Genomic DNA, 22261 nt, shown 5'->3' with positions numbered 1-22261 from the left:
AACATGGTACTATTGCCGATTTGATGATCATCTAAACATATTGTTATGCTGATACATCGGACCTGAAATTACACAAAGTTGATTTTTTGATAAAAGAACATGCATTATAAGCCTGCCAAATGTAGTTTTCACACCAGCTTCGGTGCTGTGTGTACTTTCAAAGATGTGAAGTGTCCGTGGCTCTACAAAGGGATACCAAAGAGGAGAATACTGGTACGCATGATTCTTATCGTCAAAGTATATCAACGTCAAATACAACATTTCTCATTTCCCATATTATAATTTATACTATGGATTTTCTTACTTTCATCTATACTGTTCTCGAAAGAACTCGCGGATTTCCGTAATGTTCTTGCGGGAGTGTAGAACGACCGGCTCAATCATTACATGGTTGTTATTAGACTGCACGACAAAGCCGCTATTGAAGCTCTTTGGTTATTTGCCTGGCAGCGCAGCGGGTCGGGCTTAGAAAGGAAGATTCGACGAAGAGAGAAGTTCTTGTTCTATAAGGGATTCAAGACCAATCAAATGGAGTTTAGAATTCAACGTGCTGCTGGTTTTTAGATTGTGTTAATCTGTCTAATAGTGAACCCCATTTAGAGAGAGGGATGTTACTTGAAAAGAAGCGTGTTATATATTGAAGATAATGAGAAGATAGGCAGTTGGGTAAAAGAAGAATTGGAACAGCGAGGATTTTCGGTTCAATGGCTGCTTTCTGGCGAAGGTGCCGAAAGAGAAGTAAATCAGCATGAAGTCGTTATTTTGGATATCATGTTACCCGGGTTAGACGGATTTACGGTGGGAAAACGATTAAAAAAGGCAGCTCCTGCTGTTCCTATATTGCTGTTATCTGCTCGAACATCGATAGATGATAAGGTAGACGGTTTACAATTTGCTGATGATTACTTAACGAAACCATTCCATACGGATGAATTAGTTGCAAGATTAGAAGTATTAATACGTCGAAGTGGTGGAGCACATTCCGAGCGCATTTCATTAGGGAATCATATTGAAGTAGATCCGGAAGTTCAAATGGTATTTGACAAACGTACAGGAGAAGAAATTATATTGACAGGGAAACAACATCAAATTTTAATGTATTTCCTACGCCACCCTAATCAAGTTTTACCGAAAGAACAAATTTATGAAGCTATTTGGGAAGAAGCTTATATCACTGGTGATAAAACCATAATGGTGCATATCCATCGACTGCGTCAAAAGCTGGAACGTCATCCGGATTCCCCAGAGATTATTGAAACGTTGAAAGGAATAGGCTATCGGGTGAAACTATGAAACAGAATAGATCATTATTTCGTCGTTTTCTAAAAGTACATTTTCTATTTATCTTTTTTCCTCCTATTGTGCTTATTTTCTTCAGTGCGTTTTTTGGGTTTTCTGATATCAATGAAAAAGGTATGAATACGTTAAATCTATTTTATGTTACCGTGCTATTGTTTGGTTTTATTATTGTCGCATTTGTTATATTATCTTGGCTGTTCTTCTTGAAACTTCAAAAACGTCTCGCCCGCTTACAGGAAGTCATGTCATTTCCAGCTAATAATAACTCATTTCCTAAATCCATATCTGTCCAAAGTGATCGTATGGATGAAATAGACCAGTTAGGAAGTTCTTATAATTGGATGATTCAGCAGCTTGAAGACAGTCGCAAGCGAGAATATGAAGAGGAATTATTACGACATCGGCTCATTGCGAATTTATCTCACGACTTACGAACGCCACTTACCATTTTGAGAGGACATGTCACCAGATTAAATAAAGAATCCATGAGTTTAGAAGGACAAAACTCATTAACAGAGATCAACCATACGATTACAAGAGTCGGAGATCTAATGGATGATTTACTTTCCTATACATTGCTTACCTCAGGGAAACATCCTTTTGGGCCCGTTTCAACAGATATTGGACGTTTAGTAAGAGCATCTGTTGCTGCGTGGTATCCTGTATTTGAAGAAAAAGAAATTCAGCTCGATGTTGATTTACCGGCAGACGAAACTTTTTATTGGGAAGCAGATCCTACATGGATGACACGGGTTCTGGATAATTTATTTCAGAATATTATTCGCCATGCAGCAGAGGGGAAATATGCAAACATTGCGGTTGATGTAGATAAAGAACTGATCATTGTTGCGGACAGAGGTCCAGGTATGGATAACTCTTCCTATGAGCGTGGGGCGGGGATTGGTTTATCGATTTCAAATTATATGTTGAAAAAAATGAAGCTGAAAGCTGATTTTACATCAAATGAAAATGGCACAAGAGTAGCTATCGGTAGAGCTTAACCTAAAGGTAACCCAGAATTAAACAACATGCTCACCGAGATGTAACTTTGCTTCTTTATAATTAGAACCATAACAGAAAGGAAGTGTTGTGGTTGCTTACAATTGATAACTTAGTCAAACATCGCGGAACTCAAGAAATCTTATCAGGTATTAGTTTTAAAGCTAGGCCAGGTAAAGTAACTGGTTTTTTAGGTCCAAATGGGGCAGGTAAAAGCTCTACACTTCGCATATTGCTTGGATTAGATCGTGCCACCTCAGGGAGTGCACTAATTAATGGCAAGCCATTCGCAGAATTACATAATCCTTTAACGACAATAGGTGCCGCACTGGATGGATCTGGAGCTCATCGTAGGCGAACAGGGCGGGCACATTTACGTTGGATTGCTCGTGCCGCAGGATTGTCTAGCTCACGTGTCGAGGAAGTTCTGAAAATAGTGGGTCTTACTAATGCAGCTGGTCAAAGAGTGGGAAAATATTCCCTGGGTATGGGGAGAAGACTCGGAATGGCGGCTGCGCTACTAGGTGATCCCCAAATATTGGTTTTGGATGAACCCGTGAACGGGCTTGACCCGGAAGGAATTCGCTTTATTCGGACATTTTTACGTGAACGTGCTGAGTCTGGAAACACGGTGTTACTATCCAGTCATCTAATGGGAGAGCTTGCAGAAACTGTTGATGACGTGGTGATTATTAAGCATGGAAAAATCGTTGCAGATGGAACCTTGGAAGAAGTAATAGGTAACCATTCCTCGCTAGAGGAAGCCTTTTTTGCCCTGACATCTGACAAAGCAGGTGACGTTGTATGAGAGCATTTAACGCAGAACTATCTAAATTGTTCTCCCTGCCGAGCATTTGGCTTGCCTTTCTTATTGGAGCATTTGGCCCAGCGGTCATTGCTGCCTTGGACAGCATAGCAGAAAAAGAGGAGATTATAGCTGGAGTTAGCACACGGCTATCGGAAGTTGGCTATATTGGATTAGCTCTTGGTGTGCAAGGTGTTATTATTCTCGGTGTGCTTGCTGTCAGCAGTGAGTATTTGACAGAGAGCAGTGAATCTGGTGGAGGACAACAGATTACAACAAGTTTAACGGTTGTTTCATCCCGACTTCATTTATTGCTGGCAAAAGCAGGCGCTGTGACAGTAATCAGCATACTGCTTTGTGTTGTTGCTATTATGACAACTTTGTCAGCCACGCATCTTGTTCTTGGTGAATATACCCCTGCATTTGAATGGTCTAAACTGATCGGTGCAGTTTGTTACTGGACATTCACTGCTCTTTTGGCATTTGGGATTACTGTTCTAACTAAGAATGGCATTATTCCGCTTGCTGTGCTCATCATAAATACATCCGTTGTATCATTCAGTTTCCTGCTTTCTAAGGTTACAAAGTTGGCGTTTTACTTACCAGATAGGGCTGGCGCTGAAATGTTTATGTTTACGAGCGACAGATTTCACACCCCGTTCACAGGCGGTTTAGTCATGTTTGCCTGGGTAGTCGTTCTTTTCATTGTTGCAGCTATTGTATTCCATAGGAGGGACGTTGCATCATGAGTGTCCCTTCTAGTAGAAAGATAACACACATCCTTCGTGCTGAACTGGATAAATTAGTTACATTACCATTGACATGGCTCACTCTTATGGGTACATTCATTCTTAATTTACTTTTAGCTGCAGCTTTTACTTCGGTTGGTCTACAAGGTGCAGCAGGGACGCAAAGTATACTGAATATAGGGCTTGCTTCTATGGAATATCTTCAAGCAGGGTTCATTATTCTTGGGATCTTAGCTACTTGTTCGGAGTATACCGGTGGACAGATTCGAACTACATTAACTACGATACCTTGGCGTGGGCTTCAACTATCCACGAAGTATTTGGCATTGGCAATCATAACCATTCCTGCGGCTTTTATTATTGCTGCATCAGGTGTACTTTATACTTTTATTAGGATGAGAGACACAGCAGTAGGGTTTGAAATAGACACAATGATAGATGCATTAGCAGGTGCAACAGGCTATCTAACATTAACCACACTTCTCAGTGCAGCTATGGGAGCTTTATTAAGACGAACCACTCCTGCTTTAGTGGTACTGCTTGGTTATTATTTCATTTTAAGTCCATTGACGAGAGATTTTCTGCCTAGATATAAAAATTGTTTTCCGGATACGGCAGGATATTATATGTATATGGCGCCTTCCTCTGATGAAATAAATGCCCTTACACCAATGCAAGGGACAGGTATTTCAATGTTATGGACCCTGATCTTTATTACAGTAGCTATTGTATTTTACTGTAAACGAGATGCCTAAGTTTAGGCTTCATTATTTTTACATAATACGGTAATAAATTTTCCCTCTGGAAAAGAATATGTGTAAACCGATTTATGAAGAGCGAAAGCGAAGAACTTTTGAAATTAACCAAGAGAACTCTTTTCTCATATCTATCTGATTCCTCTTTGCGATAACCAGAAACAATGAAGCAGTGAAGATGATATTGATAAGAATAGATGATGGTTGGTTAGAAAATAGATAAAATGCGGTAAGAAAAATAGTTAAGAATGTAATAAGCTATAAATGAGCAAATTCACTTCCAGTAAATTGGAAGACGAAAAAGAATAGAGACAAAGTGCTTTCCTTGTGTTAAAAAGTAGTCACCACAACACACTTTTTACGAAGGAGAAATCACTATGTCCCATACCGCCATCGTACCTGAACCTACCGCGATTCGCAACTATTTGTTGCAGCATCGGCTTGCCTCTGTATTTTTCCAAGCCGGTCTTAGCCCATGTGGAGACATACATGACAGCGGCAACTGCCAAAGGGTTTCGGGGGAAGGTTACGGATTTGGAGGAATATAGCGACTGCCATCGTACCACATTGGGCCATTTTCTCGCTGAAGGCGTATGGGACGAAGGCGTGTTGCAAAACAAAGTCAAAACCGAATCCCTTCGCCAGATCCTGGAAAGCTCCCAGTACACAAAGGAGCCGATCTTTGTCATTCACGACGATACGATTGCTCAAAAGACGAAGCCTTCGTCACAGGCTCGTTCACCTATGGAGCAAGCTGACTTTCATCACTCCCATCTGCTGGGCAAGGTAGTCTGGGGACATCAGGTGCAGGCCACGGTTCTGGGCTGTTCCAACCTATCCCTGATTCATTCCATTGATCTATACCCCACAAGACGTTCACTCACCCGGATGGCAGGGTATACACGAAAATCGACCGGGTTTGTGATCTGGCTCAGACTTTGCCACTGCCGCCTCATGGCGGGTATTGTTTGGTAGATTCCTGGTTCACCTGTCCTCGCGTCATCGATGCTTACACAGCTGCAGGCTATCAGGTCATCGGCGCACTGAAAACCAATCGGATTCTCTACCCTCAAGGCATCCGGATCTCCGTCCAAGACTTTGCGCGGCACATCTGTAAGAAAGACGTTCGCCTCGTTACCGTGAACGGCTCGTCGTACTGGATGTATCGTTATGAAGGAGCATTAAATGGAATCGACAACGCCGTAGTTTTACTTTGCTGGCCGAAGCAGGCTTTTGGAGAGCCGAAGGCGTTGCGCGCTTTTTGCTGCACTGATATTTCATTGGAAACGGAAACCATTGCATCGTACTACGCCAAACGTTGGCCTATCGAGATTTTCTTTCGCCAATCCCAAAATAATTTAGGTTTTGACACGTATCAGGTTCGCACGGCTAAAGCTTTTATCCGTTTGTGGACCCTCTTGGCTTGGACTCATCTGTATTGCACGGTTGGGTTAGGATACGCTTGCCCTTTTGGCGATGGACTGCGCTCTGTACGTAAGCAAGTCCAGCGGGATCGCCTCTGGTTTGTCTACGAATCCGCCCGAAAGGGTATTTCGTTTCAGGCTGTCTGCGAGCGATTCAAGCTTGCCTAATTTACTTCTGGAATTTTCTGTATCCGTTTTTGCTCATTTATAGTTTTAATCATTCTTGCCTAGGGTGATCGGTTTTATAATTATTTTGTTGACGAATTGTTGACCAAATTCAACAACAGCCATTATAATTAACCGTATTAGAACACATGAACAAATACAAAAAGCCCGCTACAACGGGCTTTGTCATAATTAATCTGAATTGATCCAAACTAGCCCACTACCTTGAGGGGGTAGTGGGCTTACGCCCTGGAGGTTCGAGTCCTCTCTACCGCATTTCTACTATTAGAGCGAAGAAGGAACGATCCGGATTGGATCGTTTTTTGTTTCTTTTTTTCAAAATAAACAGCAAAACAGGCCCTTCCGGATTCAACCGGGAGGGCCTGTTTTAGTATGCTCAGGATGTCAGCGTTTGGATGATCAGAAATACATTGAGCAGAATGATAACTGTCGCGATGAACCAGGCCAGTACATTGATCCAGAGCTTGTTGGCGAAAGCCCCCATTTTGGTTTTGTCGCTTGTAAACCGGATCAAAGGTACAACTGCGAACGGAAGCTGCAGGGACAATACGACCTGGCTGAATACGAGCAAGTCCTGGATGCCGCCTTCTCCATATAGGGCGGTTACAATAACTGCCGGAATGATGGCAATCAACCGGGTAATCAATCGGCGCAGCCAAGGCTGCAGACGAATGTTCACAAATCCCTCCATGACGATCTGCCCGGCTAATGTGCCCGTCAGTGTCGAGTTCTGGCCGGAGGCAAGAAGGGCGATGGCAAACACGATGCTGCCCAGCGTAGTCCCGACAAGCGGGGTAAGCAGGTTATAGGCATCTCCGATATCCGAAACGGTGGTCATTCCCGCCATGTGAAAAGTTGCCGCAGACACGATCAAAATAGCGGAGTTGATCAGCAGGGCAAGGGTAAGGGCAATGGTGGAGTCCCAGGTCATAAACTTGATAGCCTGGCGTTTCCCTTGAATCGACTGATCATACCGTCTCGTTTGGACAATGGATGAATGCAGATAGAGATTATGCGGCATAACCGTTGCGCCAAGAATGCCGATCGCAATGTAGAGCATGGCGGGATTTGTGATCAGTTCTGTATTCGGGACATAACCTGCCAGGACGCTGCTCATTTCGGGTTTGGCCAGGAACAAATCGACTCCAAAGCAAATGCCGATGGTAGCGATTAGGACGATCACGAATATTTCCAGTGATTTGAAGCCTTTATGCTGCAGAAGCAGGACTAATAGGACATCGACTGCGGTAATCAGCACCCCATAGATCAGAGGCAACCCGAACAGAAGATGGAGCGCAATGGCCGAGCCGATAACCTCGGCCAGATCCGTAGCGGTAATGGCCAGCTCGCACAGAATCCAGAGTGAAAAAGAAACCGGTTTGGAATAATGGCTTCTGCAGGCCTGCGCTAGATCCTTCCCAGTAACGATGCCTAGCTTTCCCGCAAGAAATTGCAGCAGAATCGCCATCAGATTGGAGATCAGGATAACGGACAGAAGGGTATAGCCGAACCGGGAACCCCCTTCAATGTCTGTCGCCCAATTGCCGGGATCCATGTAACCGACGGCTACCATATAACCTGGGCCTACAAAAGCCAAAAATTTCTTAAGGTTGGAGCCTGTTGTGGGAATCCGCAGCGAACGATGGGATTCAGGCAATGAAGGCGAAGTCTGGGCCGTATCCAATCTCCAGCCGTTCAAACGAGAGTTGTTATTTTCATATGCATCATTCATGAATATCACCCTTTAGTTCTGCATGGAAATTTTACTTTCAGTCTTATTGTACATCTACAATAATTTTTGTCTAGGGAAACTTTTTGGTGCAAACGCTTTTTTATTTAAATTTTTTAGTTGATCTAGTATATGTTTTTTTGGATTCAGACTATTAAAGGTATCGGCGTAAACCTAATGTATGCAATTTAAACAATTTTGACATCCCAAACGTATTCGAATTCTGGGCGGTTCGGAGGCCGAGGCACGAATCCGGAACAGCTCTTTGAAACGTTCCACCGATTTGAACCCGTTCCGATTGAAATCAGTTCGCTTCATATTCAAGTTGACAGGCTGCCTAAAATTCATTAATATGTCTAAGTACTAAAAAAGGAAAATGAACAAATTAAACATAACGGGTGATGAAGAAGATGTCCTACAAACCGAGCGTTGACAACGTCATTAAGGCCGGCAGCAATGAAAAAGAAGGATTGTACGAATTTATTGTTCATTTGGCCGACGGTTCGGAGTGCCGTGTGTTCTACAACCGTTTCCCTAAGTGGCAGCTTACTAACATCAGCCGCTTGCAGAAAAACCCTTGTCCGGTTTGCCGAAAAGATTTTATTTGCAGATGCATGGAAAGCTTTGCAGATAATATTGGACAGCAGATCGAAGAAGGACACTGGTTTGAAAAAGCTCTAGGCGAATAAGCATGGGCAATTAGATTACGTGTTAAGATAAGCGTGGGAGCGGTCTCCTGCGTTTTTTTCTTTTTTAATATAAGAAGTTAGTTAATCGCCTTGTCCGGAGGGATTGGATGAAAAGTAATGACGGTGCTATAGTGCTTGTTGATGGCGTTTGTCATTTGTGCCAGGGATTAACGAAATTTATCATCCGGCGCGATCCCACAGGGTATTTCAAATTTGCGCCGCTGCAATCGGACATTGGGTAGAAGCTGCTGACGGATTTCCGCGTTCCTCTTCAAAAAGGGATGGAATCGGTCGTGCTGATCGAACGGGGATGCTGCTATTTGCGCTCCGATGCTGCGCTTCGCATCGCGCGGCGGCTTTCATGGCCTTGGAAGCTTGCGGCGGCCTTCATTTTGGTTCCGCGATTGATTAGAGACCGGGTTTATCGTTACATTGCAGACCGCAGATACCGCTGGTTCGGCAGAGACGAGACCTGTCTCGTCCCAACAGAAGATATTCGCGGTCGCTTTCTGGATGAAAAGGACGAGAACCGCTGTCAAGCCCCGGATTCCGGTGACGAAAATTGAACCAGCCGTTTAGGTGGGTTTAGTGCTTGTCAAACGGACCGGATTATGATATTCTAATTGTAAATATTAGGAATGCGGACGGAAGCACCGTCAAGAACCGAATTTCGGTTTTTGACGGTGCTTTTTTGCGTTCCTGGAAAGGGTGCGATCATGCGGTGGCTGTACGGATTGTGCTGGCCGTTGAAGACCAGCAATATGTTGAAGCACTTCTGGACTTTGTCCGCAGCAGTGAATTCAATCGCCGGATTCAAATTACGGCATTCAGTAAGCCAGAAGCGTTTCTGAAGCATGTAAGCAGCGGGGCAAACCCGGCAGATGTAGTTGCTGCCGAGATGTCGTTTCTGTCTCCATGGATGGCCAGCGGTGATGGAAATAAAGGGCTGCCCTGGGTTTGTCTCAGCGAAAGTGGCAAGGAAGCGGTCGAAGGCCCTGTGCAGCGCAAATACCAGCCTCTGCCCGAACTGCTGGAAGGGTTGCTTGAGCATGCACTGGCGCCAGAAGCGGCCGTTAGAAGCGGGAAAGCGTCCGAGGCTCCTGTTATTGGGGTATATTCCGCAGCCGGAGGATGCGGGAAAACAACGGTAGCCATGCATCTCGCAAAGCAACTGGGAACAGAAGGGGCGAAAGTATTTTATCTCAATCTGGAGACGTTTCGAAAGCCATATCCTCTTGCAGGCGGAAATGGAGAGGATGGCTTTGCGAAGCTTCTGTATGACATAAAGGCAGCAATGGAAAGAAACAAGCTGCCGGATGCACCGGTAGCCCATTATGCAGTGAGGCATTCGCTGATTCAGGCCGATATGTTCCTTCCCGTATCTAACGTTCGGGAACTGCTGGAGATGGACAAGCAGGATACGACCCGCCTGATCGATTATATTGCGGCTAGCGGCGGCTATGATCTCATTGTTGCGGAAACCGATCCGTATCCGGACGGACGCTCTGAAGGGGTGCTTGAAAGGTGCGACAAACTGGTATGGCTGCTAACGGATGATGAAGATGCCCTGGATAAGTCGGCAGCGTTTCTTGAGTTTCTGGAGAAAAGCGCGCCCGCATTTTACTCGGTCCTGATGAAGAAGACGGTGTTTGTATCGAACCGTTACAGCGGATCGCTGATGTGCCCTGTACCGCGCCCGGAAATGGCTCCAGCGCTTACGCTTTCCTACATTCCGGAATGGAAGCAGGCAGGCAGAGCCAGAATGTTGTCCGATACGCCGCTGTTTCGGCGCGATATGTTGAAGCTGTGCCGTCATCTATTTGCGGAATCAGGCCGGTTGGCAAGGAGCGTATGAATATGACGGAGGAACGTCTGGCAGCGCTTCGAAGCGAAATTCGCGCAGGGCTCAATATGACCACGCCGCTTTCCGATGAAGAACTGCTTGCATTTATTGAACGGCGGATGCTGCAGGAGCAGGATGTGGCCAACAGCACAGCCGCCGAGAAACGAAGGCTTGTGCGCCGCATGTTCGATTCTTTTCGCGGGCTGGATGTGCTGCAGCCGTTGGTCGAAGACCGGCGGATCAGTGAAATAATGATCAACAGCCATGAGGAAATATTTGTCGAGCGGGAAGGACGGGTTGAAAGGCTGGGTGTGCAGTTTGAATCGAGGGAGCGCCTTGAAGATATTATTCAATCTATTGTTTCCGGCGTTAACCGGGTCGTTAACGAATCATCGCCCATTGTCGACGCCAGGCTGAAGGACGGGTCGCGTGTCAATATCGTGCTGCCGCCGGTAGCGCTGAAAGGTCCGACAATAACGATCCGCAAGTTCCCGGAGAAGCCCTTAAGCATGGAGGACATGATCGGGATGGGAAGCTTAAGCGGTGAAGCGGCGCTGTTTCTTCAGAATCTGGTTCGAAGCAAGTACAACATATTCATCAGCGGCGGAACGGGGTCGGGCAAGACGACATTTCTCAACGCGCTGTCCCAGTATATTCCGCCGGACGAGCGGATCATCACTATTGAAGACTCTGCGGAGCTGCAAATTGTGACCGTCCCCAATCTCGTTTCACTCGAGACCAGAAACGCAAATACGGAAGGCCGGGGAGAAATTACGGTCAGGGACTTGATCCGGACCTCGCTGCGGATGCGCCCCAACCGGATTGTGGTGGGCGAAGTTCGCGGAGCAGAGGCTTTGGATATGCTTCAGGCCATGAATACCGGGCACGATGGAAGCTTGTCAACTGGCCATGCCAACAGCACGGCGGACATGATCAGCCGTTTGGAAACGATGGTGCTGAGCGGCGCCGATTTGCCCGTTCAGGTTGTACGAAAGCAGATCAGCTCGGCGATTGATATTTTTGTGCATTTATCAAGGCTCAGAGACCGTTCGAGACGGGTGACCGAAATATCGGAGGTAGCGGACTTGATTCATGGGGAGGTGGTGCTTAATCCGATGTATATTTTTCGGGAGGAAGGGGAGTCGGAATGCAAAGTGAAAGGGCAGCTTGTAAGCACAGGAAATGAACTGATTCATAGAGTCAAGCTGGAAATGGCCGGCATGGGCGAATTTGGAAGTAAGTGAGGTGAATGACATTGCTTGGAGGCGTCTATCCCAAGAAACGGGTGAAAGCCCGCAAGCCGCGAACTGCCGGGTCTCTTTCAGGAAATGCGCTGCCCGACTACACCGTGATTCACCTTACGCCAAGGCAAAAGACAGCCAGTGTAATGGTTGGAGCGGCTCTGCTGGGAGCAATCGGCTACGTCTTTTTTCACACATGGTATCTGGCATCATTGCTGGTATTGGGAGCAGGCTGGGCACCGGGGATATGGAGCCGTTATCTGCTCGCTAGAAGGAGGGCTGCGCTCGGCATGCAGTTCAAGCAGATGCTGTATTCCTTGTCGAGCTCGCTCGCAGCTGGCCGATCTGTGGAGAACGGATTTCGCGAAGCGGTTAATGATCTGCGTTTCCTTTACCCTGACGGCAATACAGACATGATTCTGGAATTGAATATTATCTGTGCCCGTCTTGAATACGGACAGGCCATTGAAGAAGCGCTGCAGGATTTTAGCCGGAGGGCTGCCCATGAAGATATTGGGAATTTTGCCGATGTGTTCCAGGCCTGCAAACGTACCGGCGGGGATCTGGTGGAGGTCATTCGGAGAACTTCAACCATGATCGGCGAGAAAATGGAAATCACCATGGAGATTGGCGTACTCCTGGCGCAGAAAAGGATGGAATCAAAGCTTATGCTTGCGGCTCCGCTATTCTTCCTGATCTTTATGAACCTGTCTTCTCCCGATTATATGAGTCCTTTATACAGCGGAACCGGGCTGTTGATTTCGGGAATTGCTCTTCTTCTGTTCGGCTTATGCTTCTGGCTGATTAACAAGATTATGAATATCCGGGTATAGGAGGCTGTGGATGTGGCCGTTGGGTACGGAGCGTTCTTTATTGTTCTATCTGCAATATGGGGTTGTCTGTTCTATTTATCCAAAGGTCGGTACAAGAAATTAACGGGATTGAAAATGGACGGGCTGAGGCTCCAGAAAGCCGCTCCGCCGATGCTGTTTATGCTTGAAACCCTCAAGGTTGTCCGGCGTTTCCCGATGGTGGTGTTCAAGCTGGGACGTCTGCTTCGGAGGCTGCATGGGGAAAGGATTGGCGGAGAGCTGGTGACGCTCTTTCTTGCCGAGATTTTTTCATATATGTATCTGCTGCTTATGGCTGGATGCCTGCTCTCTTTGTTAATGGAAGGTGACCCTTCCGGAATTGTAATAGGGTGTATTCTCTCCATTTTGCTGCCGATAGGTTTGATTGGCGATCTGCGCGGTAAAGTCCGCCAGCGCGAACAGGAGATCATCATTGAGCTTCCCGAGCTGCTTAACAAGATCATGCTGCTGGTAGGCGCAGGTGAAACGGTGCAGCAGGCGTTCAAGCATTGTTTGTCCCACAGAAAGGATATAAGCCATCCGCTTTATCAGGAATTAGCCAAAATGATGGCCGAATGTGAAGGAGGCTATTCATTCGGACAAGCATTGGAAGGATTCAGCAGAAGATGCGGCATTCAGGAAGTGGCTTCTTTTTCCACGGCGGTCATGTTGAACTACAGGAGAGGAGGAAGCGACTTCACGCTGGCTCTCCGCGAATTGTCCCGATCACTGTGGGAGAAGCGCAAGTCGGTAAGCCGGACACGCGGGGAACAGGCATCATCCAAGCTTTTGCTTCCCATGCTGCTGCTGTTTATCGTAGTGTTGGTGCTCGTTGGCACTCCGGCGTTTATGATCATGAGTTTTTAACTATGCAAGTGATGAGGAGGTAAACAATGTTGATGCAGCTTAAAAGCAAGGTGGGAAATTTTCGGAAGAACGAGGATGGGCTTGGCATGCTGGAGATGATTTTGATTATTGCGGTTATTGTTATTATCGCCATCATTTTTCGGGACAAGCTCAAGGATATTATTGAAAGCCTGCTTGGCAAAGCAAAGAGCAAAACCGAGAAATTTATGGATGACAAATGAAATCTTTATACAAGGATGAGGAAGGCGCTTATACGCTCGAAGCTGCTTTCGTGCTTCCCGGGGTGTTCTTGGCCATACTTGTGCTGCTGTTCTTTTGCATGTATTTGTATCAGAACGCCTTATTGGGTCAGGCTGCAGCTGTCGCAGCGGAGAGGACATCGTATTCATGGGATAACAGCCATCGGAATTCAAGGACGGGTGCGTACGAGGGAGGAGTACACGACAGCTTGTACTGGAGGTTAAGTGATGACGGAATGCTTCAAGCCATCTTCGGTTGGTCTGACGAAACCGGGCCTACAGTTCTGAATTTGCCCGCTGACGGAACAGGGAACGATTCGCTCCCGTTAAAAAAGCTGGGGCAAACCAGTCTCGAATTGCCTGAATCCATCGAAGGGAAAATGACTTATTCGCATGGTGTGATGAGACGTACTGTAGAGGCGGACTTTCAAAGACAGCTCCCGCTGGCCGTATTGAAGAACGTGCTGGGGGAGGATCCGAATCTCTCCGTGCAATCGGTCTCCTATGTTGTTGAACCGGCTGAATGGATCAGAACCGTAGAGCTTGCCAGGTATTACACGGCCAAATTTCGCAAGAGCGGAAACGGCAGGGAAGGAACAAGCAGGTCGGAAGCGGCAAAAGCTTTGAAGCTTTACGGCAAATAGCAGTGTAAATTGAGGAATGGACTCGGGTATGAAAGGAGGACTGGCATGTTTAACCGGAGGCGCCGTGAGCAGGGAGCGGTCAGCGCATTTTTAATGATGATATTTGCAGCTGTTTTTGCTTTCGTGGCTGTGTTTGTCGATTACAGCAGGATTGTTGCCCTTCAGGCGCAAACGGAAGCGGCCATTCATTCGGCTGTCAGATCCGTTCTTTCTTCATACGAACCCGAATTGATGACCAGGTACGGACTGTTTGCTTTTGGGGAAACGGACGCTTCCTATATTATGTCCAAGGTTCTCCAGGATGGCTTTAATCATTCCGAACGCTACGACAGTCTGAACCTGATTGGAGCAAAACTGGATTCATCAGAGGTGGTGCTTTCAAGACCGCTTGGAACTTATCCCGTATTCAGCCAGCAGATCAGGGAACAAATGAAGTATAAAGCCCCGGTCAACCTTGCCCTGGAAATTGTCAATAAATTGAAGCCTGCCTCAATGGTCATGAAGGAGGCTTCCAATACGATGGATGTGCTCGGAAAGCTGCAGAAGCTTTATGACAGAAGGGAAAAGCTGATTGATCAGTCGTTTAAGCTTCAAAAGGATGCTGAGGGCAGCGTTGAGGAGCTGTCCGCTGTAATCAAGCCAGATCAGGGCGAGATTGTAAGTGCTGCTCTCGGGGGTTCCATTGATTCAGCAGCCGACTCCGCCTCTCAATATGAGGATTACAGGACCAAGCTGGAAGAGGACAAGGCTCGCGAGCCACTTGAAAAAGTTTATACGCTGGACCTATATCGATACAGATCGGATACATCCCATGTTTTTGCCAAAGTTTCGAGCTGCCTTCATTCGGCAGCAGCCGAGCATGACAGATTGCTCAAGGAAGCGGCATCCTGGATTGACCAGGCTCGGGGGCTTAACGAGGAAATGAAACGGGTAATTGAGGAATCGGAGAACAGGCCGGAAGGAGATGTTTACGAGTCTGTAAGCAAGGGTGAAACTGTAGGCAATTTCGGCTCCGGGCCGATTGCCGGCACCCAGGAAATAGAGAAAATTCGGGCGCAGAGCAGATCGCTGCTCCGGGAGGATACATTTTTCAAGGAATTGTCCGCGTATATTCAGGAACAGAGTTCGGATTTTAGCAGGATTGACAGCAGCGTTTCAAGGCTGCTTGGGGAGAAAAGCGGCATTTTGCCAGGCACTATTGATGTCAATGCGTTCGTATCGGCCGTTTTGCAGTCGGGCGGCGCAGGGGAGTCTTATGGTACGCATTACCATGAAGTGCTAGCTAAGGAAGAACTGCTGATTCAGAAGCTGCGTGCGCATGAAGGGGAAATCAATCAAACCGAGAAGGAAGCTGCGGGAAAGCTCAAGGAAGCAGGAAGCATGATAAGCAGACTTTCCGGGATCAAGGACGCTTATCGGGAACAGCAACAAGCATTTGATACGCTGAAAAGCTATTATAACGACAGCTTGAAGCTGAATGAAGAGCCCAGGGATCTAGAAGAAGCACGGGAGCAGCAGGGCGAAATTTACGATGCGGGATCAGGATCGATGAAGGGGATGGATCAGCTTTACAGCAGTCTAGCACAATTTATGGAGAATGCGGCAGACGGTTGTTTTCAAGCGGAATATGCAGCCGATTATTTTAAGGAATTCGATATTACCCAATTGGAGGGCTTGCTGAAAGGAAATGCGGCGGAAAGCGCGGCCTCAGCAGACCAATTTGCACCGGAGAACCAGGAATTGGAATATATTCTCTATGGATTTCATAATCCAGCAGGAAATATTGCAGCTGCGTATGGAGAAATTTTTGCCATGCGGCTTGCGATCCGTACGATGGAAGGTTTTATCGTAAATGCAAACAAGGGACATCCGCTTTTGATTTTGGCAGCCGCGTTGTTATATGGAGTGGAGCATGCTGTCCAGGATTTATTGACTATTACAAAGACGGGCAGCGTTCAGCTAAGCAAATATTTGGATGTTCCGCTTAGCTATCGGGATCATCTGCGAATATTTTTACTTATTCACGGCGCAAGCGAAAGACGGCTGTCGAGGATGCTGGCGCTGATCCGCCTGAATACGGGAATTGATCCTGCAGACAAGTCCACTTATGTATCGGGAGAGGCCAGAACCGGCATACATTTGCTATTTCTCCCGGGTGTGGCCAAAGCTGTGAACGCGGCAATCTCCCGGCAGGGGGAAGTGGAGGGGATCGGCTATTATACGGTCAAGCGCGCGGATGATTCCTACTAAAAATTCAGGGTTAAAGGGCAACAACAGGGGAAGCATTGTGCTGGAGGCTTCGCTGGTTCTTCCGTTATTTATTATGTTCGTCTTCTTTTTTATTTACATGGTTCAAATGACGCTGCTATCTACACGCATGCATGCCGCTGCCTCCAATGCGGTTAAGCAGGTTTCGGCCCATATCTATCCGATTTTTTTGGCTGTTCAGGCAGCGGATAAGAAACAGGATGATCCTTTCATTCAGGCTGATGACGGTGAACGGCAAACGGAAAATGGAACATTCCCCTCGATCTCAATCAAGGATTGGGCTGATGCTTACGCCTCAAAACTGCCCTCGCCTTTTTCGGATTGGATCATGGCGGCTGCCGAGAAAGGGCAGGAGCCGATAGATCAATTAAAGACAGAAACGGCAGAAGCCGTGCTTGACCCTGTAATGAAGCCTATTCTCGAGCCGTTTCTTGATGAGGCCGGATTGGAGCTGGAGAGAGTGCATGTCACGAGGGTCATTGTCCCTGATCTCAAGACGGGGAAGACGCCTTATTTCGGAATCGAAATCAGTTATGAGCTGCCTATTCGGGTGCCATTTACCTATAAGAAGGTCGTTATTCAAAGCAAATCCGTTGAACGTCTCTGGATTGGCGATACGGATGAACTGAATGCATCTGATGGAGCAGACGAGGATTCGGGACAGATTGTCAATCCGGTTGTGCTGGAGAAACCGAATCCAGCTTATGCCGGCCGTAGGGCCGTGATCAAGGCGAAAATCAGTCCGGGAGGGTCAGCTGTATTAACGGTCTATTACAAGAGCGGCAAAAGTATAGCCAAATATTTGGGAACTGCTACCGCAGATGAAAACGGAATTATTGAATGGGAATGGCTGGTGGGCGGAAATACGACGCCAGGGAATTGGCAATTTGTTATTGAAACGCCGGAAGGCGGAAAGACGGTATCCACGTTTACGGTGGAAAGCCCGAATTCAGGCGACTAACGAGAGGGGGGTAAACGGATGGAGTGGCAGTTTATCGGCTGTATGATCTTTCTTGCTGCAGCATTTTATACGGATATTCGAACCATGAAGATTCCAAACCGGATTACGATTGCTTTTGCAGCGACAGGGCTGGCTTTTCAGGGAGCGACAGGAGGCTTCGAAGGTCTTTGGTCTGGATGTAAAGGCTTTGCCGTTGGATTCGGCATAATGTTTGTTCTCTATTGCTTCAAAGCTGTTGGTGGAGGTGACGTGAAGCTGTTTGGCGGAATTGGAGCATGGACCGGAACGGCTTTTACGCTATCCAGTCTTCTATATTCCATCATTGCGGCGGGTGTTATCGGGCTGGCTATCCTGCTGGTAAGGGGCGAAACGATGAGCCGGGCGGCAGGGGTGCTTCGCAGTGTCTATGGCGCCGTACTGCTGCAGAGCGTGCAGCCGCTGAAGGCCGCCCGGCATGACATGGTACGGTTTCCGTTTATGATTGCGGTCATTCCCGGAGCCATTCTGGCTTACATGTATATGTAGAGGAAAGTAGGTGAACGGAAGTGAGTTTGTTTTGTACGGATTTCATTCAGAATAATGGAACGTTTATGATTTTGACGGAAGAGAAAGGCATTCATTCAGACAGATTAAGCAGAATTCAATGCAATATGCTCTCCTCGGCCCGTATTCCAAATGTATTGAATGTCAGTGTCAAAGAATTGGATTTTCAGGTAAGCCTGCATTATGAAATTACAGGGAAACGAATGCTGGCCCATGTCATTAAAAGCGAAAAAATAGCGCCGGCAGAGTTCTACGGCTTATTATTGCAGGTTGTAACGGTTCTTGCCGATTCCAAAAAATATATGCTGAAAGCCTCCAACTTTCTGCTCGAGGACACATTTGTTTTTGTCGACGGAAGTTTATCTTCAGGTACGATTTACCTCACCTATGTGCCGTTAATTGATGTTGCGCCTAACGCCGGCCCTAAAACGTTTCTTGCTTTTGCTATGGCGCTGATACCGTGTGTTGTTGGTCTTGAGGGGGAAGGAATTCAGCAAATTGCGAAGTTGTGCGCGAGCGACGAACTCTTCACCTATACTGAAATGAAAGTTCTGCTGCTCCGGCTGCTGGAGGGACAGTCCGATCGCTCCGTTCTCTTACGTGAATCCGCCTACCGGTCGGATATTCCATCTGTAAGTACAGACGGAACCATTCATGCTCACATGTCGCCAGATAATCATGTGAAACCTGTGGCAGCGTCCTTTTCCTTCCAGGAACAAGGTTCAGACGGGGAAGAAGGAGCCCGGCAGGTACATAAGAGTACGATGGAGAGTGGAGGGAATGAGCTTTCAGAAGTAAAGGAGCGGGAAGATGTCCCGGCAGCGGCGTCACGAAAACGTACATATAGCATTTTGGGAGCTTTACTGTTGTCAGCTATAGGGTGGAAATTTCTTTATCTGGATCATACGGGCAGCGGTGGACTTTATGCCGCTCTTGGTGTAACCGGCGCTGCAGCCGTCGGGGCCGTACTTTTGCTAAAAGGAGCAATACCACTCGGAGGATTTGGTGCCGGAGACCGGAGTGAAGCTTTTGAAATGCAGGCTCAACATCAAATGGCGGCCGGAATGGACTGGAACGACGAATGGAGCCAGAATCAGAAGAGTCAGGTTGATCCGGCATTTGGAAGCGGTTCGAACAGGAAAGAAGCCGGCTGGCGGTGGAACCAGTCTCTTTGGGAAGAGGATATAGAAACTCCCTCTCCAGCAAGTGACGTACCGGTGATCCCATCTCAAAATGCGGCAGGGGCGAGAGGTTCACGTGTCATTGAGTATCTATCGGAGACGAATATTGAACACGTTCCTAAAGCAGAAATGGCTGCCAGCGAACGTTATGTGGAGCCCCCGGGCAGGACGGAACTGCTTTCCGCTCCAAGACAGGCTACAGTGCTGCTGGGCGGGAACAGCAAAACCATGCCTGCCGAACCGCAAAAGCCGCAGCTTGGCTTTCTGGAGCGGAGGGAGAAAGGCAGTGATTCTATCCAAAAAATCGAGCTTCGCGCCGGCAGTTTTGTCATCGGACGTTCTTCGGATGTCGTCCAGTATGTGGAAAACTCAACAGGAACATCGAGGGCTCATATCGAGCTGATGGTAGAGCATAAACAGTGGCGGATTAAGGATTTGGGTTCGAAAAATGGGACTGTGCTGAACGGAGAGGACATGGTTCCTTACAAGGACTATGCCTTGTCGCCTGGTGACGAGTTCAAGATTGCCTCCGCAAGCTACAGGCTTTGCAGCGATTAGCGCTCCTCTTCCTTTTATTTTGAACTGGTCTCTTACAGATTCAGCAGCGCCGATTCGAGTCTGTGAATCAGCTCTGCTGTCTTGTGAACTGTCTGTAGCCTGCTCTCCATGATTTGTTTCTTTGCTTTATCGGTCCATCGCTGATTAATCGGCGCACCGGCCAAGTTCACGATCGCCTCCAGTTTTCCTAAGCGGTCCGGATTAATAAGCGCCTGATCCCAGGACAATTGGTGAATATTCTGTTGTCCTTGAGACGTTTTGGGCGAGCGCGTGATGATAACAATTTCATGTCCCTGGCTTTGCCACCAGCTGCTGAGCGCCTGCCCGATAAAGTCCGTACCTCCGGCGATTGCGATTCGCACGTTTACCCCCCCGCAAACCAGAATAGGGTGCAAAGTTAGATTTTATGATAATTTGGTCAGAACGATTATACTTTTTTACAGAATTTGCCGACTGAAAGCCCACGGTTTTAATCGTGGGATGAAAGACGGCTTTGCCCGAACATCCTAAATGGGATAGGCAGGGCAAGCCTGATTGGGTATAATCAGGTAAAGCTCCTATGAGCCGTCAAGCAAAAGACGTTAAAACATCATTCGCTCTTTGAAAACAGCATACATATGGGGTTGCTCAAGCAAATCTTCTTGGGTGTAAAATGTATGAAGTCGTCAAGAAACAAGACGCTAAAACATAGTGAGAGCAAACCTGTGGCAGATGATAACAGTCTGCCAGCCCACGGAGCTATATGCTCTGCCGTGGGACGGGCTGATGAGACAGCCCTGAACTTGGGGTCATACTCCTTGAACAGAAATGGATCGAGGTTTCATCACCCAAGAATCCCACTGATACGGAAGGTGTCATCTTGCCCCTTCAGGGGTGGGAGTCTCAAGAATACGTCATCCTTATTATACATCCACCTGCTTCATAGATGACTTACGGCTTCCTGTTTTGGCAGTCGCAACATAGACACCTATCAGCACCATGATCATACCCACGATTTGAGTCAATGTAATCGAGCTGCCATATGCAATAACTGCAAGTAATGTAGTTACGATAGGGGTCAAGTTTAAATACATGCTTGCTTTACTGCCTCCTAATAGTTCTACGCCTTTATTAAAAATGACATAGCCGATCAGTGTTCCACATACAACCATGTAGGCCATTTCAATCCAACTTTGTACCGACATATTCGGCACTTTATTCCAACCGCCTTCAAATACAGTACTGATCGCCAGAAAAGCTGCGCCGGATAACATCATGATTGCATTTGATAGCATCGCAGGCGCCCCCTGAACAATAGCTTTACCTGTTAATCCATAAATAACCCCACAGAAAAGAGCTGCTACAAAAAGCAAGTCTCCTAAATTAAAGGAGAGAGCTAACAAAGCTGACAGTGAACCTTTAACAATGACAATAACTACCCCTATCAGAGATAAAAACAGACCTATACCCGATTTGGTGCTCCAAGTTTCTTTTCCAAACAATACGGAGCCTAACATGGTGAATACAGGCATAGCAGCTATGATTAGCGCGCCGTTGGTTGCTGAAGTATATTTCAAGGCTGTAAAAAAGAGAGCGTTGTAGCCAAAAACCCCAATCAGCCCAATAAATAATAAACCTTTCCAACGTTTTCGGATCTCTTTCCAATGCCATTCTTTCTGAAGGGTCACGACCATCGCCAGTATAATTCCTGTTATGCCAAAACGAAGTGTTGCAGCAATAAGTGGCGGAATTTCCGTGATGACATGCTTTGCTGTTGCAAACGCCCCTCCCCAAAATAAAGGAACGAGCAGCATTAAAATATAGATACTCTTGGATTGATTGGTGTTCTTGTTCTTCATTAATGAATTCCTCCCGACTTTTTGGAAATAACAATGTTTAAAAGTTTAAAAGTTTAAACCTTAAGCCTAAAAAAAGAACAAATCAATAGCTTTGTTCAATAGCTTTGTTCAATAGCTTGAATCAACTCTTTTATCAGCTTTAGAAATTCTTTGGAACTTAATGAATAAAATTTTTCATTTCCATTTCTGTTAAAAGCAATCAAACCAGCTTGTCTCAATATTTTCAAATGATGAGAAACTGCCGGCCGTGAAAGATTCATTCTTTCCGTTATTTGATTGACATTCAAGCGATCTTGCTCAAGCAATAGCATAATGATTTGTTGACGATTAACGTCTCCTAAGGCTTGGAATATGGGAGTTGCTAATTTAAATTTCTCCAAAACCAGTTCTTTGTTAGTACATTCATAGTTTTCCATCCTATTCACCCTTGTCCGTTTAAACTTTTAAACATATCTATTTTTCTTTCTGGACAGTGAAAAGTTCTCAATAAAAATATAACCCTCTCAAGCGATTGTATGGTATCCTTTAGTTTCCACACAGAAAGGAGATCCAATCGCAGAAAGGGTTATAGCAAGTAGTGTACCCGATTTCA

General features: G+C 46.6%; 20 protein-coding genes and 2 pseudogenes. 18 read left to right on the top strand and 4 right to left on the bottom strand.

Annotated elements, in window-relative coordinates; genetic code table 11:
- Nucleotides 1–615: 615 nt before the first annotated feature.
- The 6 genes and pseudogenes from K7397_RS16730 to K7397_RS16705 all read left to right on the top strand — a co-directional run bounded on the left by K7397_RS16730 (nucleotide 616) and on the right by K7397_RS16705 (nucleotide 6199).
- On the top strand, nucleotides 616–1293 hold the full coding sequence (locus tag K7397_RS16730) for a response regulator transcription factor (RefSeq protein WP_223069078.1): 678 nt from the start codon (nucleotides 616–618) through the stop codon (nucleotides 1291–1293).
- Nucleotides 1290–2300 carry a sensor histidine kinase gene (locus tag K7397_RS16725; RefSeq protein ID WP_223069077.1) on the top strand — a complete coding sequence of 337 codons (1011 nt, stop codon included), beginning with the start codon at nucleotides 1290–1292 and terminating at the stop codon, nucleotides 2298–2300. The genes K7397_RS16730 and K7397_RS16725 overlap by 4 nt, the downstream gene beginning before the upstream one ends.
- A 92-nt stretch (nucleotides 2301–2392) precedes the next feature.
- Nucleotides 2393–3106, top strand: coding sequence for an ABC transporter ATP-binding protein (locus tag K7397_RS16720; RefSeq protein ID WP_223069076.1), 714 nt, complete (start codon nucleotides 2393–2395; stop codon nucleotides 3104–3106).
- The gene (locus K7397_RS16715; protein WP_223069075.1) at nucleotides 3103–3852 is read left to right on the top strand and encodes an ABC transporter permease; all 750 of its coding nucleotides are present in this window, start codon (nucleotides 3103–3105) and stop codon (nucleotides 3850–3852) included. The genes K7397_RS16720 and K7397_RS16715 overlap by 4 nt, the downstream gene beginning before the upstream one ends.
- Nucleotides 3849–4607 carry an ABC transporter permease gene (locus tag K7397_RS16710; RefSeq protein ID WP_223069074.1) on the top strand — a complete coding sequence of 253 codons (759 nt, stop codon included), beginning with the start codon at nucleotides 3849–3851 and terminating at the stop codon, nucleotides 4605–4607. Before K7397_RS16715 ends, K7397_RS16710 begins: the two co-directional genes overlap by 4 nt.
- 377 nt (nucleotides 4608–4984) lie before the next feature.
- Nucleotides 4985–6199, top strand: a pseudogene (locus K7397_RS16705) (IS701 family transposase).
- 394 nt (nucleotides 6200–6593) lie between these two features.
- Here the strand turns inward: K7397_RS16705 and K7397_RS16700 are convergent.
- Complete coding sequence (locus tag K7397_RS16700) at nucleotides 6594–7949, bottom strand: Nramp family divalent metal transporter (RefSeq protein ID WP_223069073.1); 1356 nt, start codon at nucleotides 7947–7949, stop codon at nucleotides 6594–6596.
- Nucleotides 7950–8356: 407 nt separating this feature from the next.
- Between K7397_RS16700 and K7397_RS16695 the strand changes: the two genes are divergently transcribed.
- From K7397_RS16695 to K7397_RS16640, 12 genes and pseudogenes are all read left to right on the top strand, one after another.
- Nucleotides 8357–8635: a hypothetical protein gene (locus tag K7397_RS16695; RefSeq protein ID WP_223069072.1), complete on the top strand. Its 279-nt coding sequence runs from the start codon at nucleotides 8357–8359 to the stop codon at nucleotides 8633–8635.
- 107 nt (nucleotides 8636–8742) lie between these two features.
- Nucleotides 8743–9201 (top strand): annotated as a pseudogene (locus tag K7397_RS16690) (thiol-disulfide oxidoreductase DCC family protein).
- A gap of 26 nt (nucleotides 9202–9227) precedes the next feature.
- Entirely contained in the window at nucleotides 9228–10490 is a 1263-nt protein-coding gene (locus K7397_RS16685; protein WP_223069071.1) for a P-loop NTPase family protein, read from the top strand.
- Between the two features lie 2 nt (nucleotides 10491–10492).
- On the top strand, nucleotides 10493–11722 hold the full coding sequence (locus K7397_RS16680) for a TadA family conjugal transfer-associated ATPase (protein WP_223069070.1): 1230 nt from the start codon (nucleotides 10493–10495) through the stop codon (nucleotides 11720–11722).
- Nucleotides 11723–11727: 5 nt separating this feature from the next.
- Nucleotides 11728–12552, top strand: coding sequence for a type II secretion system F family protein (locus K7397_RS16675; RefSeq protein WP_223069069.1), 825 nt, complete (start codon nucleotides 11728–11730; stop codon nucleotides 12550–12552).
- 12 nt (nucleotides 12553–12564) lie between these two features.
- Nucleotides 12565–13437 (top strand): type II secretion system F family protein, encoded by an 873-nt coding sequence (locus K7397_RS16670; protein WP_337926748.1) that lies wholly within the window; start codon nucleotides 12565–12567, stop codon nucleotides 13435–13437.
- A 26-nt stretch (nucleotides 13438–13463) separates the two neighbouring features.
- Nucleotides 13464–13658, top strand: a complete 195-nt coding sequence (locus tag K7397_RS16665; protein ID WP_223069068.1) for a Flp1 family type IVb pilin — start codon at nucleotides 13464–13466, stop codon at nucleotides 13656–13658.
- Complete coding sequence (locus tag K7397_RS16660) at nucleotides 13655–14320, top strand: TadE family protein (RefSeq protein WP_223069067.1); 666 nt, start codon at nucleotides 13655–13657, stop codon at nucleotides 14318–14320. The genes K7397_RS16665 and K7397_RS16660 overlap by 4 nt, the downstream gene beginning before the upstream one ends.
- Nucleotides 14321–14365: 45 nt before the next feature.
- Entirely contained in the window at nucleotides 14366–16570 is a 2205-nt protein-coding gene (locus tag K7397_RS16655) for a hypothetical protein (RefSeq protein WP_223069066.1), read from the top strand.
- 37 nt (nucleotides 16571–16607) lie between these two features.
- Complete coding sequence (locus K7397_RS16650) at nucleotides 16608–17549, top strand: TadE family protein (RefSeq protein WP_337926747.1); 942 nt, start codon at nucleotides 16608–16610, stop codon at nucleotides 17547–17549.
- An 18-nt stretch (nucleotides 17550–17567) separates the two neighbouring features.
- Nucleotides 17568–18074, top strand: coding sequence for an A24 family peptidase (locus K7397_RS16645; RefSeq protein ID WP_223069064.1), 507 nt, complete (start codon nucleotides 17568–17570; stop codon nucleotides 18072–18074).
- Nucleotides 18075–18094: 20 nt separating this feature from the next.
- Complete coding sequence (locus tag K7397_RS16640) at nucleotides 18095–19831, top strand: DUF6382 domain-containing protein (protein ID WP_223069063.1); 1737 nt, start codon at nucleotides 18095–18097, stop codon at nucleotides 19829–19831.
- Nucleotides 19832–19863: 32 nt separating this feature from the next.
- Here K7397_RS16640 and K7397_RS16635 read toward each other — a convergent pair whose 3' ends face one another.
- The 3 genes from K7397_RS16635 to K7397_RS16625 all read right to left on the bottom strand — a co-directional run bounded on the left by K7397_RS16635 (nucleotide 19864) and on the right by K7397_RS16625 (nucleotide 22085).
- Nucleotides 19864–20193, bottom strand: coding sequence for an NAD-dependent epimerase/dehydratase family protein (locus K7397_RS16635; RefSeq protein ID WP_223069062.1), 330 nt, complete (start codon nucleotides 20191–20193; stop codon nucleotides 19864–19866).
- Between the two features lie 540 nt (nucleotides 20194–20733).
- Nucleotides 20734–21669, bottom strand: coding sequence for a DMT family transporter (locus tag K7397_RS16630; RefSeq protein WP_223069061.1), 936 nt, complete (start codon nucleotides 21667–21669; stop codon nucleotides 20734–20736).
- A 95-nt stretch (nucleotides 21670–21764) separates the two neighbouring features.
- The gene (locus K7397_RS16625; RefSeq protein ID WP_223069060.1) at nucleotides 21765–22085 is read right to left on the bottom strand and encodes an ArsR/SmtB family transcription factor; all 321 of its coding nucleotides are present in this window, start codon (nucleotides 22083–22085) and stop codon (nucleotides 21765–21767) included.
- Nucleotides 22086–22261 lie beyond the last annotated feature (176 nt).

This window comes from Paenibacillus caui, assembly GCF_019904135.1.
GTDB classification, from domain to species: Bacteria; Bacillota; Bacilli; order Paenibacillales; family Paenibacillaceae; genus Fontibacillus; species Fontibacillus caui.
Note: the sequence above shows the minus strand (reverse complement) of the source record. Positions and strands in the feature narration are given on the sequence as shown.